Source organism: Fictibacillus tiangongensis (genome assembly GCF_048083785.1).
In the GTDB taxonomy this organism is placed as follows: domain Bacteria; phylum Bacillota; class Bacilli; order Bacillales; family Fictibacillaceae; genus Fictibacillus.
In genome coordinates this window covers 2,422,101-2,438,021 of record NZ_CP182294.1, presented here as the reverse complement: position 1 = coordinate 2,438,021, position 15,921 = coordinate 2,422,101, and the positions used below count along the sequence as shown (strand labels likewise).

Genomic DNA, 15,921 nt, shown 5'->3' with positions numbered 1-15,921 from the left:
GAAAGAGGGTTTTAAAGTTAGATGTAACCTATTCGAATTTTAATGCATCACCGTCGAATGACTCATCAGAAACTTTAATGGAGTCTGTTGGACAGCCTTCGAATGCATCTTGCATATCTTCTAACAATACATCTGGAATTTCAACGATTCCTTGGTTATCGTCTAGAGTTACAAACGCAATTCCTTCGTCGTCATAATCGTAAATGTCTGGTGCTGCAGCTCCGCATGCTCCACATGCGATACAAGTTTCTTTGTCAACAATCGTATACTTTGGCATAATGAATACCTCCTAAGGAATTGAAAAAACACCCGCTTACATATTTAACCATTTTAAATTAAGGGTCTACTAATCATATTGTAATAAGTATCCCTCTACATTTCAATAGAAAATTAGGACCTCGTCATATCTTTTATTCCCAATCTTCCTCTTAATATAACACTTTTACTCTTAAATTTCCTTAAATCTGATAAGATAGATTATATGATAAAGTGTGGTGATTTATTATAGATATTTGTCATGTTGTTTTATTAGATATCTTTCGAAAAATAAACGGCAGTAGAAAAAGCTCAGGCGTCTATTATATGGTAACTGGAAAGAAAACGGCGCAATCATTGTCCGACAGTCAATGGTTTGGCATTGAACGATATTATGCCTCTTTTAAGGGCATGGCACATGATACTTTTACTGAAACCATTCGTAGCTTGATAAAGGAAGAGTATATGAAGGCTGTAGAAGACCATGTTTACATCCTTACTGAAAAAGGTGAAAAAGTTCTTGAGTGTGAGAATGATAGATTATCATACCTAAAGCATTTAAACGGACTAAAGTATGCCTCAATCGAGACTACCTGTTGGCAAGTGATCACATTATATGTACAAGCTCTTTCCAATTCCCTTTATGGAAATTTCAATTATTCACCAGTAGTAAGGGACTTCTCAGTGATTCAAAAAGTCAAATCTGTTTTTCCTAAATCAGATTCAGAAAGAAAGGTTCAAGCGGCAGAACTCTATTCTGAAGTATCACGAGTACTGTTTGATCATGATAAGGTGTCAGCGGATCTGTTTGTTAAGAAACTGTCTGGCTACAACAGAATTGGCAGTACCTTTGAACAGATATCTCGGGTTGAAGACATAAGTCTACAAGAGACTGTTCTTCGTTTCAGGGCGGTCTTGCATTCTCTCATACAAAAGGTAACTTCAGAAAAGTTTGATCTTCCTATGCTGTACTCCTTAATAGGTTCGTATACAGAAGCTCCAGCATTAACGAATTCAGCATCGATAACTTATAAAATGTTAAAAAACAATAAATCGATAGAGGAAATCATGAGCGTTAGAAATCTTAAGAGCAGCACACTAGAAGATCATCTTGTCGAGATTGCAAGAGAAGTTCCCGAATTTTCGATCATCTCTTACATTGATGAACAAGAATTTTTGAAGATAAAAGCTTATTACAGAAGAACAAATGAAACGAAGCTTCGCCCATTTAAAGATGCCTTTCCACATTTGTCCTATTTTCAGATCAGGTTAGTACTTGCAAAAGAGGGTGGTAAACATGCAACTGGAAGCAGCACTTAAAGAATTATATGGATTTTCAACGTTTAGATCTGGCCAAAAAGAGATGATTACTGACCTGCTTTCAGAAAATGATGTGTTAGGTATGCTGCCGACTGGAACGGGAAAAACATTAATCTATCAGATGGCTGCACATCTATTAAAAGGAAGAGCACTTATCGTTTCTCCATTGGTATCCTTGATGGAAGATCAAGTAGATCAGTTCAAACAAGCAGGATTCAAGAGAACGGTCGCACTTAACAGCTTTTTAGATCAGGGTGAGAAGCAAATCATCCTAAAAAGAATACAAGATTATCAGTTTGTGTTTGTGAGTCCTGAAATCCTTCAAAACCCATACATCCGTTCTATTCTGCTGTCAGTTAGTTGGTCGTTATTCGTAGTTGATGAAGCCCATTGCATCTCACAATGGGGGCATGAATTTCGTCCTTTTTATTTAGAGTTAGCAGATATGAAAAAAGCGATGGGAAATCCGCTTTGTCTTGCATTAACAGCAACGGCAACAAAAAAAGTGCAAGACGATATCCTTCATCATCTAGACATGAAGACTGCAAAAGTACATATTCATAGTGTGAACCGTCCGAACATATCAATCTTTGTTGAACGCTTTGATGAGCATGATCAGAAAGTGGAGCGAGCAATGGAGCTGGTTCAACAGCTTAAGGGTCCAGGCATCATCTATACGAATACGAGGAATGCGGCAGAACAGTTAGTGAAAAAATTTCAAGATCATGAAATAGAAGGGATCGCTTATTATCATGGAGGCATGAATGCGGATGAGAGACTTCTTGTACAAAAACAATATCTTGAATCACAGCTGAACATTATTATTTGTACGAATGCTTTTGGAATGGGAATAAATAAATCGGACATCAGATTTGTGATTCATTTTCACACACCCTCTACGATTGAAGGATATATTCAAGAAATAGGGAGAGCGGGCAGAGACTCGAAACCTTCTGCAGGTGTCCTGTTGTATCATCCAGCTGATCTTGAGATACCGTATCATTTTATTGATCAAGAACTTCCTGATCACGTACAGATTGATTATTTGTTTTCCGATCATGAACAGTTAAAAGAGAATACTTACAGAGAAAATCTGAAACTCGTTGGTTTATCTGAAACAGGTCAAAGGTTCATGGAATATCACATGAAAAAAGCAGGTGTTCTAGATAAACGAAAGCTAGATGTTCACGAAAAAAATGTGCTGATCTCGACAATAAAACTCACGATTGAGAATAGAAAAGCTGATAAAATAGATGCATTGAAGGCGATCGAAAAGTGGGCAACAAGTAATGAGTGTAAACGAAGCGGATTGCTGAGATATTTCGGAGAATCCGGTCCTGAACAACATTCAATGTGCTGTGGTCATTGTGGAACAGATCTTTCTTACTTTTATGGAAAGCAAGCGTCACGCAACACTTCTTATGGATTATGGGAAGATGAACTAAAACGACTTTTTAGACAGGAAGTGTACAACTAAAGGATGAGAAATTCTGGAAAGAATAATTGGGTCGACCAGATCACACCGAGAGAACTTTTGTTAAACGTCTATTTTTCACAAAGTTTATTTATGATAGCGGCGTTTGGACTTGCATTCTTCTTTAACGTTTCATTTCCATGGGTGTTATATGACCTTGATCTTTTGATGAGCGAATGGCTGCTTGCGATAAGTACAGGATTGTTCCTTCCATTTTTATCAATTCAGTTAAAAAAGAGGTTGCCGGAAGATTCGTTAGATGATGGCGGAATCAACGAAAAGATTTTTGGTTCTCTCTCTTACATTCATATCTTTTTTCTAACAGGCATAATTGCTTTTGCTGAAGAGTGGCTCTTCCGCGGAGTCCTCCAATCACTTTTAGGTCTATTTTTAACGAGTATTATTTTCGCTGTACTGCATGTTCGTTATATAAAAAAACCTGTTCTATTTAGTATCGTTTGTGGATTAAGCTTTTGGCTAGGAATGATCTATGAGATGACAGATAACATCTGGGTACCTTTCATAGCTCATTTCTTGATCGATTTTATTTCAGGATGCTGGATAGCGAAACAATACAATACCAATGACAGCGAGAGTAGGAGTGTGAATCTAGATGAAGAATGATCAGGCGGAGAGTTTGAGAAATAAAACAGCAGATCATAACACTGCTGCTGTGCAACATGTTCATTCCTTGCCTTCAAGAACAGAAGTGCACGGGAAAAAGAGAGAAAACGAAAGAAAACAAAAAAACGCTAAAAAAGTAAAGAGAAATACAACTTTTTTAGTTACTCGATTACTCTTAGCTGCTTTTATTCTTTTGGTCGGAATAACAGTGACTTATAAATTGTGGTCAAAAGATCTTTATATCCCTGTACAAAGTGAAGATCGAGAAGGCGTTGAACAAGTAGAGATAGAGGATTAAAGACCGCCTGGTTATGAATGTCCAGACGGTCTTTTTTTGACTGTAAATATTCTTTTATTCCATTCCCTTAAAATCTTCTGTTCAAGAATGAAACGAAGGGCTTGTTACACGGACTAGCAATTATTAAAAAGCATGAATCTGCTTGTATAGGCATAGTTATGTGTACAGGAGGTTATGCGAATGAATGCACTGAATCACTGGAAGATAAAGCCCTTTGTTAATGAATTGACAAGTATAGTGTTAGCACAGCTTGTTGATAAAAAAGCTGAAAAAGACAAGTGGAAAAAAGCCATCAACCAATGGGGATTATCAATGATTTTTGTTGTACTAGCAACCTTCGTCTACCTTTACTACTATAAGCTTCCAACAGCCTCTAGATTTTCAAATCCATTAACGTTATTATTCTCTGATGAAATGGTATGGATCTGTACAGGTTTTATTATTTTTGCGAGCTTTTATATGATCTGGATGAAAAAGAAGTATAAAAAAGCTGATGATGATTTTGAAGCGATCAGAAAAGATTTTATAGATCGTAACGAAGAATGGTGGAGTGATGAGGAACAATGGAACCAGAGGCACGTCGTTTTTGAATTCATGAAACATGAATATAACATAAATATTCTTCACAAATAATGAGATTTACTGACAGGGGCAGCCAAAAAATAAACAAGAATCTCGATCGTGGCGCTGACCTTGGATGACTACAGTCATTTCACAAAAATGATCGATTCTTCCAAATGCAAGCGTTTCGTGTTTTTCCATGCAATACACTTCTATAGGAAGACCGAGTCGCATGCTATAAGACAGCTCAGGGTCAGTCACGAGAGATTTATTTTTCAATTTAGTTAATGTCATGATGTTTTTTCCTCTCCTATTATTTTGGTTAATCATGTAAATTAATCATACGTGAAATTTACATTTTTTTCAACAAATCTTTTTAAATATTCAAAAAATTAAAACGGATTCCTTCTACTTAGGATGCTTAAAGAAAATGTGATATGATCATTTAAATTCGTATCAGGAGGACACAATGCTCTTTTTATATTTATTCATTTTAGCTGGAGTTTCGCTATTACTATATATGTATATTGAAGCACATCGAAATCGTGTCATTCACGATTCCATCAAGATTGCAAAACTGCCGAAGTCATTTGAAAATTTTAAGATCTTTTTTATTTCAGATGTTCATAAGCGGGAAGTATCTGAAAAGATTATCAAAGAATCTGGAAAAGCTGATCTCGTTGTAATAGGTGGTGACCTTGTTGAAAAAGGAGTTTCAATGAAGAAGGTAGAAGATAATATCAAGCGCCTTTCAACGATTGGACCTGTTTTCTTTGTATGGGGTAACAATGATTACGATGTAGACACGAAACAGTTAGCTTTCACGATCGAAAATGAAGGCGCAACGATTTTAGACAATACGAACGTCAGCATTAAAAGAAACAATGATTGTTTGGACTTGGTTGGAGTAAATGATACATCCTTAGGTTTTGCCTCGCTGAAAGATGCACTGAAAGAATGCCAAACTTCCTGCAGGATATTAATTAGTCATAATCCTGATATTTCTAAACAGATCAACGGTGAAGATAACATCCGGCTTGTTTTAACGGGGCACACGCATGGAGGACAAATCCGTGTAGGACCGTTCGGAATAGCAAAAAGAGGCGGCTGGTATGAAGAGTTAACACATACCTTATTAGTGAGCAACGGATATGGTGCAACACATCTACCTTTACGATTAGGGGCACCTAGTCAAACACATTTGATAACCTTAACGCGGTAAAAAGTTTACATTACAACGTTTTATTCGATATACTCTTCTTAACCTATTTATTGGAGGAAGAACGGATGCCTAGTGAAGGGAAATATAACATTAAAGCGGTTTCGAAGATGCTCGGCATTCAAGCAGGAACTTTAAGAGCTTGGGAAAGACGCTATTCAATCGTAAAGCCAAACAGAAATGAAGCAGGCCACAGACTTTACACCGACGAGCAAGTTTACATACTAAAATGGCTAGTGAATAAAGTGAATCAAGGTTTTACGATCAGTCAAGCGGTTGACGTTGCCCAAAATGGGGAACTTTATAAAGAAGCAGCTCCTTTTTCAATTGAAAATACAGATCGTGCAGCCGAAATGGGTAATTTGATTCTAGATGCTCTTTTATCCTTTCAGGAGAAGAAAGCAAACGATCTTTTGAGCCAAGCTTTCAGTATGTATAATTTGGAAAAAGTCATTATTGATATTTTGGGTACATTATTAGTACGCGTAGGACACCTTTGGGAAGAACAGAAAATTACTGTTGCGCACGAACATTTTACTTCATCCTTTTTACGTAGTAAGATTGGACAACTTATTCAATGGCTGCCTTCTGATCCATATTTACCAAAGGTTATTGCTGCGTGCGGATTAGATGAAGAGCATGAACTAGGGCTTCTGATGTTTACACTGTTCTTAAGAAGAAAAGGATTCGAAGTTATATACTTAGGACATGGTATACCAAAACGAGACTTTGAGGTTGTAATGAAAGAAGTAGAACCTAAGATGGTATTTTTCTCATGTACGATCGCTGAGAACTCTAAGAAAACCTTGGAGTGGGCTAACAGCCTGAAAAAAGAATTTCCGAATACCGCAATTGGTGTTGGAGGTGCTGCGATCAATCATCTCTCTTCAGAAACGCAAGAGAAGTACGAATCATTCTTAATCGGCAATACGAAGTTAGAATGGGACGACTGGATTGCTCAGAAGCTGAAAAATTAATAGCTTAGGTTTTATATTTTGTTGGATGTTTATCACCAACTTTTTGCAAACTCATATATTGATATTAAGACATAATAGCGCCGATCGTAAGGGGGACCAGAGATGCGGGTAGAACGGTTAACCTATAACAAAATAAAAATCTTCCTAACTTTTGATGATCTGAATGAACGTGGTATTTCTAAGGAAGAAATATGGCAGGATATTCCTAAAGTGCATCAGCTCTTCCGTGACATGATGACTGAAGCTGATGATGAAGTAGGATTTAAAGCTGATGGTCCTATTGCGGTTGAAGTTTTTTCACTTCCAGCTCAAGGTATGGTCGTCATAGTTACAAAAGGAATAAACGAGTATGAACTTGAAGAAGAATACGATGAAGATTATATAGAGATGCAAGTGACGTTAGATGAGAACGATGAGATCTTCTATGAGTTTTCTTCTTTTGAAGACGTTATTTTACTTGCAAAACGCCTACATTCTTTAGAGATTAAAGGTGGTACTCTGTATTCCTTTAATAATCACTTCTATTTAAAGTTTGAAGAAGATGAGGTACAGCCAGTAGACCTCGACCTGTTCATTGCTCTTCTTGCTGAGTTCGGAAGCTCCTCGACGATTACGAGCTATCGAGTTATTGAGTATGGAAAAGAATTAATGAAGTCCGATGCTATAAGCGAACTGTATCGGTATTTTAAGTAAATGCAAAAGAGAGGGGCGCAAAATTTTTTGCGTCCTTATTTATTTGGAAAAGATTTTTTTCAAAGCGGTTTTTTAGAGATTTTTTTCTTTTAAATTCTTGTCTCCCTTGAAAGTTGATTGTAGTGCAAGGGAGTTGACCTCGATGGGCTAGCCACTGTAACTAGAAAGGAGAGACACTTAAAGTGAAACTTACCAATGTGGCTCACCGCCTGTCCCACGGAAAGCGAGCACCTGGAACGGAAATCAATTACTCTTACAGTGCAACACTGTATAAATAAAAGATTTAACATAAACAAAAATGTCATGTATATATCATTGTGAATTTAGAGACAAAACGTGTTATGATTATTAATATTTTTTACATCCACTGAACCGATATGACGGCAGGGAATATAATATATACATAAACTTTTGGGCTAGGAGTGACCATTAAGATGAAAATAGCAGTATTATATGGCGGTGTTTCTGCTGAGAGAGAAGTATCCTTATCAACAGGAAAGCAGATCATCTCTGCGCTTGAAAGCAAAGGTCATGAAGTAACAGGAATTGACTTTCATCCTTCTCGACTTAAAGATTTGTTAGAACTTGAGGCTGACATTGTATTTTTAGGACTTCATGGAAAGTATGGAGAAGATGGAAGGTTACAAGGACTTTTAGATATGATGGAAATTCCTTACGTAGGTTCAGGTGCTCTAGCATCAGGAATCGCTATGGATAAGGCTAAATCCAAACAGTTCTTTAAAGACGCAAACATCAATATCGCAAAAGAGAAAGTTCTTTATCGAAAGTCTTATGATGAGAACCAGTTGGAACTCTCTTTTGATTTTCCCGCAGTGGTAAAGCCGAATAGAGAAGGATCAACAATCGGTCTTACTATCGCTCAAAATCATGATGAACTATTAAAAGGAATCGCTGAAGCATTTCTTCATGACGATACGATCCTCGTTGAACAATTTGTAAGCGGGAAAGAGGTTACCGTAGCTGTTATGGGGGAACACAACAACTATAAAGCCCTTCCTGTGGTCGAGATCGAACCTAAGAATGCTTTTTATGACTATGAGTCTAAGTACGCAGAAGGTGGAAGTATCCACTATGTTCCTGCAAGACTAGATGAGAGTACAACGGCTAAATTACAAGAACAAGCAGTCCGTGCTCATGAAGTTTTAGGCTGTGAAGTGTATTCGCGAGTTGATTTTATCGTTCCACACGACGGTTCAGAACCAGTTATCTTGGAAGTAAACACGTTACCAGGCATGACACCGACGAGCCTGTTCCCTGATGCAGCGAAAGAGATCGGAATGGATTATCCTTCAATGATTGAAAAATTAATCGAGCTATCTTTAAAAAAGTAATGAAGAAAAATTAACGTGGTCTCCACCTCTTTAAAGAGGTGGGGAATACATCATAAAAGCAGTGGACAAGCACAATAGGTATATTGGCAGAAAATTAGCTATTTTCTCAACAGTCCGTGACTTAAGAAAGCGTTTACTTTTTAGGCGAAAATCACTAATTTTCTCTTCTCTTTGCTTATACAAAGGTGTATACTGACGATGAAGCTTGACTAAACTCTAGAGGTGACGAATATGGGAGGTAAACAAATGACAGCCCAAAATAACACAGACCAAAAATCCGACAATCATCATGAAAATGACAATGTGCTCCAATCCACGCAATCCGTTATCGCGGATGCGCTCGATAAATTAGGATACTCTTCCGAAGTTTATGAGTTATTAAAAGAACCGATTCGTATGTTGACCGTTCGAATTCCGGTTAAGATGGATGATGGAAGTACAAAGATTTTTACAGGATATCGTGCCCAGCATAATGATGCTGTTGGTCCAACCAAGGGCGGCGTTCGTTTTCATCCGAATGTATCAGAAACAGAAGTAAAAGCGCTATCAATCTGGATGAGCTTAAAAGCAGGTATTGTTGATCTGCCATACGGTGGAGGAAAAGGCGGAATCATTTGTGATCCGCGTACAATGTCATTCAGAGAACTTGAAAGATTGAGCCGTGGCTATGTAAGGGCGATCAGTCAGTTAGTAGGACCGACGAAAGATATTCCAGCTCCAGACGTATTTACTAACTCGCAGATCATGGCTTGGATGATGGATGAGTACAGCAGAATCAGAGAGTTTGATTCTCCTGGATTTATTACAGGGAAACCACTTGTACTAGGTGGATCTCATGGCCGTGAAACAGCAACTGCTAAAGGTGTTACGATCTGTATCCGTGAAGCGGCTGTGAAAAAGGGTATCCAGCTTGAAGGTGCTCGTGTAGTCGTACAAGGTTTCGGTAACGCGGGAAGCTTCCTTGCTAAATTCATGCACGATGCTGGTGCAAAAGTAATCGCGATCTCTGATGCATATGGTGGTCTATATGATCCAGAAGGATTGGATATCGATTATCTGCTTGAACGCCGTGATAGCTTTGGAACCGTAACAAAGCTTTTCAAAGATACGATAACAAATCAAGAACTGTTAGAGCTTGATTGTGATATTCTAGTACCTGCAGCGATTGAGAACCAAATTACTGAAAAGAATGCTAACCAGATCAAAGCTTCGATCGTTGTTGAAGCAGCGAACGGACCAACTACACTTGAAGCGACTAGAATCTTATCTGAAAGAGGAATTCTATTAGTTCCTGACGTATTAGCAAGTGCTGGTGGAGTAACTGTATCTTACTTTGAGTGGGTACAGAACAACCAAGGTTATTACTGGACAGAAGAAGAAGTAGAAGAGAAGCTTGAACGAGTAATGGTAAAATCGTTTGAGACTGTTTATACAACGGCTATGAACAGAAAAGTGAACATGAGACTAGCCGCTTATATGGTTGGTGTTCGTAAGATGGCTGAAGCATCACGCTTCAGAGGCTGGATTTAAATTTTTGCAAACTCATACCAAATCTCCTATCATATGATGATAGGAGATTTTTTTTGGCATGCTAAGAAAATGAATAACTGTGTCTTTTGGAGTGGTGAAAAAAGTGAATATAGACGTATGTATTATTGGTGGAGGGCCATGCGGATTGGCAGCAGCTCTTGCACTGCAGAAACAAGGAATTTCTTACTGTGTGATTGAAAAGGGAAACGTAGTGAACACCATCTATCAATATCCAACGCATCAAACATTTTTTAGCTCGAGTGAAAAACTTGAGATCGGCAACTTTCCTTTTGTTCATGAACAGCGAAAACCGAAAAGAATTCATGCGCTAACGTACTATCGTGAAGTAGTTAAAAGAAATAACCTTCAAGTTCGAACATTTGAAAAAGCAAAATCGGTCACCAAACAATCTGATGGAACGTTCAAGATCGAGACAACCAACCGTAAAGATGAAACGATGAGTTACGATGCCAAATATGTCATCATCGCAACAGGCTATTATGATAACCCAAATCGATTGAACATCGATGGAGAAGACCTGCCCCATGTTCATCATTATTTTAAAGAAGGCCATCCGTATTATGACCTTGATGTTGCAGTGATCGGCGGAAAAAACTCCGCGATTGATGCCGCGCTAGAGCTGCAAAAAGCAGGCGCTCGTCCTCACGTTTTTTACAGAGGAAGTACTTATTCACCGAGCATCAAACCATGGGTACTCCCAGAATTTGAAGCATGTGTGAAGGCAGGCAGCATCAAGATGACATTCGATGCATGTGTAAATAAAATAACAGAAGACGGCATGTATGTTACTGAAGGAGAGAGTGGATCTGAAACGTATCATCCGTTTCATGCTGTGTTTGCCATGATCGGCTATCACCCTGATCATTCGTTTCTATCAAAGATGGGTGTAGACATCGATACAGAAACTGGACGTCCATCTTTTTCTGAAGAAACGATGGAAACAAATGTTGAAGGTTTATTTATCGCAGGTGTAATTGCAGCAGGTAACAATGCAAATGAAATTTTTATTGAAAATGGAAGGTTTCACGGGGAATTGATCGCTGAAACGATAGAGAAAAGAGAAAAAAACCGATAACCTAAAAAGGTTATCGGTTTTTTGTGAATCTGTAATTAAATGAATGAATAAAGTAAGCGATTTTGTCTTTTTTTGTCGACTCGTCGATATATGCGTTGAACTCGTCAAATTAAAGGATAAACTCTTCAAATTATCACAAATATTTTTATATTATCTTGATAATTTTTCAAATCACATATCCGATTTCTATGTCTACTAACTAAGTCTTTATCCTTCATGACCAATCATTCAGTTAATTGGAAATATCCATTATTGCAGAAAAAGTCGTTGCAACTGAAGAGGTTCACTCGTATTTTCTAAGGCGATCATGAGTTTTAATCGAGCTTTTTGTCCGTTTAGTCCGTTCGAGAAGATCGCGCCAATTTCTTTTAAGTGCTTTCCTCCACCTTCATACGAGTAGATGTCTTGAGCGATTCCGTTAAAACATCTTGATACGAGTACCACAGGTATTCCGTTTAAAATAAGTTCTTTTATGGCAGGCACTGTTGCAGGAGGCAAGTTCCCTTGACCTAAAGCTTCGATGACAACGCCATCTGCTGAATTTGTTGCCGCTTGGATCAAATTCCCGTCCATGCCTGCATATGCTTTAAGTAAAACGACGTTCTTAGAAAAGTTCTTCACATGAAAGAAGTCTGAACGAATTGGAGTGTGATGGAACAGAACTCCTCGTTTTGTTACGATGCCGATCGGTCCATATTGAGGACTCTGGAATGTCGCGATGTTACTCGTGTGAGTCTTTGTCACATTTTTTGCAGCGTGGATCTCGTCGTTAAACACAACAAGTGTTCCTTTGCCTAACGATTGATCTTCACAGGCAACTCGTACAGATGAGATCAGGTTGTATGGTCCATCTGAACCGTGTTCGTTACTTGATCGCATTGCACCCGTAACAATTACTGGAATGGATGTTTGCAGTACGAGATCTAAGACATAAGCCGTTTCTTCAAGGGTGTCTGTTCCGTGAGTGATGACGATGCCGTCAAATTGATCAGAATTTGTTTGTGCAGTTATAAATTGTGCTAACTCCAGCATATGGGAAGGAGTAATATGAGGAGATGGCAGATTCACATAATTTTTCACCGTTATTTCTGCTAGATCAGACAGTTCTCTGAGGGTCGCCTCTAGTGGGTGTGTTTCCTTCGTATTTACGCCGCCTGTGGATTTGTTCTCTTCCATAGCGATCGTGCCGCCAGTATGAATCAATAATATCTTGTTCAAGATTAACGCCCTCCTTATTCTTTGTGTTCGCTATTCCACTTCTTAAAATATCATGTTACGATATAAAAAAACAGTAGAAAAGAGGCAGGACATGCTAGCTGTAATTTCTGCAGCGGTGGCTCCGGCTATTGCTCTATTATCCTTTTTTTATCTAAAAGATAAATATGAGACCGAACCATTATCTTTGGTGGTCAAAGTTTATATATTTGGCGTTCTTCTCGTCTTTCCAATCATGGTTATTCAGTTTGGAATCAACGAAGAGATGAACGTACCTTCCTTTGTTGAGGCCTTTTTTGTTAGTGGTACATTAGAAGAGTTCTTCAAATGGTTCTTAGTGTTCTATGGAGCTTACCTTCACGAAGAGTTCAATGAGCCATACGATGGTATCGTGTATGCAACTGCGCTGTCGTTAGGTTTTGCATCGTTAGAAAACATCTTTTATCTCTACACGTTTGGGATTGAAGAAGCGTTGGTCCGAGCGCTTCTGCCTGTAAGTGGTCATGCTTTGTTCGGAGTGATCATGGGCTTTTATTTAGGGAAAGGAAAGTTTTCAACCGGAAGAAGGAAGAAGATCTACCTTACTCTGTCACTCCTTTTACCGGTTGTTTTACACGGTACGTTCAACTTCTTGTTAGTATCCAGCACAAAATATATTTTCTTCTATATGTTCCCATTCATGATTTTCTTATGGTGGTTCGCTCTTCGGAAAGTAAGAATCGCCAATACTGCTATAACTCCATACACAAATCCAGATGCGAAGACCGGAATATAACCGGTCTTCTTTTATTTCACTATCAGAAAGTATAACTTGTTAGCACCCATGTCATTCGACGTGGCAACAAGTTAAGGTAGACAGTATAAGCACAACTGAGGCAGACCTGAAGAGCTTGGCGTCAGCCAAGTTTTCTTTATCGTGAACCATGAGTCTTTGAAAGCTGAATAAAAAAAAACAGATTACAAATGATATCTGTATAACACGAAAATGGAGATTAAAATACAGGAGGCTTACTTTCTCATGAAAAGAAATTCAGCTTACATAAAGGGAGCATTTTTTGCAATCGCCCTTTGTTTTGGGCTATTAGCTGGATTTGGTCAGAATAATGCACAAGCATTTTCAAACCAAGTCGTTCAAGTGGGAGCAACGGGTGAAGATGTAGTTGAACTTCAGTCGAGGCTTCAATATCTAGGTTTTTACACGGGAAACATCGATGGCGTTTTTGGATGGAGAACGTATTGGGCATTACGAAACTTCCAATATGAGTTCGGTCTTCCGATCGATGGATTAGCAGGTGGTACGACAAAGAACAAGTTAGCAAAAGCTTCTAAATACGATAAAACTTGGGTAAATAGACAGATTGACACCGGCAAGAAGTTTTCTTATTACGGCGGTGAGAAGAAAAGTGCAAAGAGTGGAGCAGCTAAAGGCGGCACTGCAAAAAGTGGCACACCTAAAGCTGGAACTGCAAAAGGAGCAGGGAAACCGAAAGCAAAGCCTGCTCAAGTTAAACCGGCAAAAAACATTCCTAACGGTTATTCTCAGAACGATGTGAATTTGATGGCTAACGCTGTTTATGGTGAAGCCCGTGGTGAGCCTTACATCGGTCAAGTAGCAGTAGCAGCTGTTATTATCAACCGAGTAAATAGTGCTTCATTTCCAAACACCGTTTCTGGTGTAATCTTCGAACCTGGAGCATTCACAGCAGTTGCGGATGGCCAGATCTACCTAACACCTAATGCACAAGCGAAAAAAGCGGTCATGGACGCATTGAACGGCTGGGATCCAACAGGAGAAGCTGAATATTATTTTAACCCTGATACAGCTACATCAGGCTGGATATGGACTCGTCCTCAAATCAAAAAAATCGGAAAGCACATTTTCTGTAACTAATAAAGGGGTGAACTGATATGATACGCACGATCCTAATTGTACTGTTGTTCGTTGCAGTAGCAGGAACAGGCTATTGGGGCTACAGTGAACATCAAGAAAAGAATGCTGTACTTCTTCAAGCAGAAAACAACTATCAACGCGCTTTTCATGACTTGAACTTCCATATGGATTCTCTTCATGACAAGATTGGCGAAACAATCGCTATGAATACACGTAATCAGCTATCTCCGGCATTGGCTCAAGTCTGGAGACTAACATCAGAGGCTCATAATGATGTAGGTCAACTGCCTTTAGCGCTATTACCATTTAATAAAACAGAAGAGTTTCTAACAAAGATGGGCGAATTCAGTTATCGAGCAGCAGTACGTGATCTAGACAAGAATCCGCTTAGTGATAAAGAATATAATACATTAAAAGAATTGTATGCAAACTCAACTGAGATCCAAAACGAATTAAGAAAAACAGAATCACTCGCGCAAAAGAATAACCTGCGTTGGATGGATGTCGAGATGGCACTAGCTACGAATAAACAGCCAGAAGATAACACGATTATTGATGGATTTAAGACGGTTGATAAATCAGTAGAAGGCTACTCAGATGTAGATTTCGGAACTGAAGTATCCAACATGGAAAAGATGAAAGACCGTGATCTTAGTCAGTTAAAAGGTAAAAAGATCACAAAAGAAGAAGCTAAAAAGATTGCGATCGATTTCTTTCAATTAAAGAAAAACGTGAAGATCACAGTAGAAAGCACTGGAAAAGATGCAAAATACGACGCTTACTCACTAACGTTATACAACCCAGATACAAAAGGCACAACATATATGGATCTTACAAAAAAGGGTGGATATCCACTTTACGTCCTTTACGATCGTAATGTTGGGAAGGCAAAAATCTCACTGAATGAAGCGATGCTTCAAGCTGATGACTTTTTGAAAAAGCATATGGAAAGTCAAATGGAGATGGTAACGAGTGATCAATACGATAACATCGGAGTGTTCACTTATGCTCGACTAGACGACGGGGTAAGGATCTATCCTGAAACCGTTTCTGTTAAGGTAGCATTGGATAACGGGGACATCATGGGGTATGAAGGTACAGACTTCCTTCTAGCACATGTAGACGATAGAACGCCTACGTTTAAGATCTCAGAAAAAGAAGCAAGAACAAATCTTAACCCTAAGTTCCAAGTAAAAGAAACAAGCAAGGCATTGATTCGAAACGACATTAACGAAGAAGTGTATTGCTATGAATTCCTAGGAATCCTAGGGAATGATACATTCCGCGTCTTCATTAACGCAGAGAATGGAAACGAAGAAGAAGTAAGAAAGCTTAAAGAAGCAGAGCCATCTTACAACGATATTTAAAAAGTACTATGGTTATCGTGAAAAAAGTTTGGATTAAATGCTTCATTGA

Annotated in this window: 17 protein-coding genes; 14 read left to right on the top strand and 3 right to left on the bottom strand. The window is 38.6% G+C overall.

The features are described from left to right. Positions 1–28 precede the first annotated feature (28 nt). Positions 29–277, bottom strand: a complete 249-nt coding sequence (locus tag ACNJYY_RS13135) for a ferredoxin (protein WP_066395765.1) — start codon at positions 275–277, stop codon at positions 29–31. Positions 278–582: 305 nt separating this feature from the next. Between ACNJYY_RS13135 and ACNJYY_RS13130 the strand changes: the two genes are divergently transcribed. The 5 genes from ACNJYY_RS13130 (at position 583) to ACNJYY_RS13110 (ending at position 4,604) form a co-directional block, all read left to right on the top strand. Further along, complete coding sequence (locus ACNJYY_RS13130) at positions 583–1,575, top strand: helix-turn-helix domain-containing protein (protein WP_416728863.1); 993 nt, start codon at positions 583–585, stop codon at positions 1,573–1,575. Continuing rightward, positions 1,553–3,052, top strand: a complete 1,500-nt coding sequence (locus ACNJYY_RS13125) for a RecQ family ATP-dependent DNA helicase (protein WP_416728862.1) — start codon at positions 1,553–1,555, stop codon at positions 3,050–3,052. Before ACNJYY_RS13130 ends, ACNJYY_RS13125 begins: the two co-directional genes overlap by 23 nt. Before the next feature lie 3 nt (positions 3,053–3,055). After that, positions 3,056–3,673, top strand: a complete 618-nt coding sequence (locus ACNJYY_RS13120; RefSeq protein ID WP_416728861.1) for a CPBP family intramembrane glutamic endopeptidase — start codon at positions 3,056–3,058, stop codon at positions 3,671–3,673. Then, positions 3,663–3,971 carry a hypothetical protein gene (locus ACNJYY_RS13115; RefSeq protein ID WP_416728860.1) on the top strand — a complete coding sequence of 103 codons (309 nt, stop codon included), beginning with the start codon at positions 3,663–3,665 and terminating at the stop codon, positions 3,969–3,971. Before ACNJYY_RS13120 ends, ACNJYY_RS13115 begins: the two co-directional genes overlap by 11 nt. 180 nt (positions 3,972–4,151) lie before the next feature. After that, positions 4,152–4,604, top strand: coding sequence for a DUF2663 family protein (locus tag ACNJYY_RS13110; RefSeq protein ID WP_197221223.1), 453 nt, complete (start codon positions 4,152–4,154; stop codon positions 4,602–4,604). 6 nt (positions 4,605–4,610) lie between these two features. On the opposite strand, the gene ACNJYY_RS13105 is transcribed toward ACNJYY_RS13110, so the two are convergent. Then, positions 4,611–4,826, bottom strand: a complete 216-nt coding sequence (locus ACNJYY_RS13105; protein ID WP_416728859.1) for a hypothetical protein — start codon at positions 4,824–4,826, stop codon at positions 4,611–4,613. A gap of 175 nt (positions 4,827–5,001) precedes the next feature. Here ACNJYY_RS13105 and ACNJYY_RS13100 point away from each other — a divergent pair, with 175 nt between their 5' ends. The 6 genes from ACNJYY_RS13100 (at position 5,002) to ACNJYY_RS13075 (ending at position 11,399) form a co-directional block, all read left to right on the top strand. Beyond that, positions 5,002–5,754 carry a metallophosphoesterase gene (locus ACNJYY_RS13100; RefSeq protein ID WP_416728858.1) on the top strand — a complete coding sequence of 251 codons (753 nt, stop codon included), beginning with the start codon at positions 5,002–5,004 and terminating at the stop codon, positions 5,752–5,754. Between the two features lie 65 nt (positions 5,755–5,819). Continuing rightward, positions 5,820–6,728, top strand: coding sequence for a MerR family transcriptional regulator (locus ACNJYY_RS13095; protein WP_416728857.1), 909 nt, complete (start codon positions 5,820–5,822; stop codon positions 6,726–6,728). A gap of 102 nt (positions 6,729–6,830) precedes the next feature. Further along, complete coding sequence (locus ACNJYY_RS13090) at positions 6,831–7,421, top strand: genetic competence negative regulator (RefSeq protein ID WP_144699332.1); 591 nt, start codon at positions 6,831–6,833, stop codon at positions 7,419–7,421. Between the two features lie 434 nt (positions 7,422–7,855). Next, the gene (locus ACNJYY_RS13085) at positions 7,856–8,773 is read left to right on the top strand and encodes a D-alanine--D-alanine ligase family protein (RefSeq protein ID WP_416728856.1); all 918 of its coding nucleotides are present in this window, start codon (positions 7,856–7,858) and stop codon (positions 8,771–8,773) included. A 246-nt stretch (positions 8,774–9,019) separates the two neighbouring features. Continuing rightward, a complete protein-coding gene (locus ACNJYY_RS13080) occupies positions 9,020–10,303 on the top strand; it encodes a Glu/Leu/Phe/Val family dehydrogenase (protein ID WP_066395738.1) in 1,284 nt (427 codons plus the stop codon). 94 nt (positions 10,304–10,397) lie between these two features. Then, positions 10,398–11,399 (top strand): YpdA family putative bacillithiol disulfide reductase, encoded by a 1,002-nt coding sequence (locus ACNJYY_RS13075; protein WP_416728855.1) that lies wholly within the window; start codon positions 10,398–10,400, stop codon positions 11,397–11,399. Between the two features lie 249 nt (positions 11,400–11,648). On the opposite strand, the gene ACNJYY_RS13070 is transcribed toward ACNJYY_RS13075, so the two are convergent. Then, on the bottom strand, positions 11,649–12,617 hold the full coding sequence (locus ACNJYY_RS13070) for an asparaginase (RefSeq protein WP_416728854.1): 969 nt from the start codon (positions 12,615–12,617) through the stop codon (positions 11,649–11,651). A 91-nt stretch (positions 12,618–12,708) separates the two neighbouring features. Between ACNJYY_RS13070 and prsW the strand changes: the two genes are divergently transcribed. The 3 genes from prsW (at position 12,709) to ypeB (ending at position 15,872) form a co-directional block, all read left to right on the top strand. Beyond that, a complete protein-coding gene (gene prsW / locus ACNJYY_RS13065) occupies positions 12,709–13,389 on the top strand; it encodes a glutamic-type intramembrane protease PrsW (RefSeq protein ID WP_144699340.1) in 681 nt (226 codons plus the stop codon). 243 nt (positions 13,390–13,632) lie between these two features. Continuing rightward, positions 13,633–14,505 carry a spore cortex-lytic enzyme gene (gene sleB, locus ACNJYY_RS13060; RefSeq protein WP_416728853.1) on the top strand — a complete coding sequence of 291 codons (873 nt, stop codon included), beginning with the start codon at positions 13,633–13,635 and terminating at the stop codon, positions 14,503–14,505. A 17-nt stretch (positions 14,506–14,522) separates the two neighbouring features. Beyond that, positions 14,523–15,872, top strand: coding sequence for a germination protein YpeB (ypeB, locus tag ACNJYY_RS13055; RefSeq protein WP_416728852.1), 1,350 nt, complete (start codon positions 14,523–14,525; stop codon positions 15,870–15,872). Positions 15,873–15,921 lie beyond the last annotated feature (49 nt).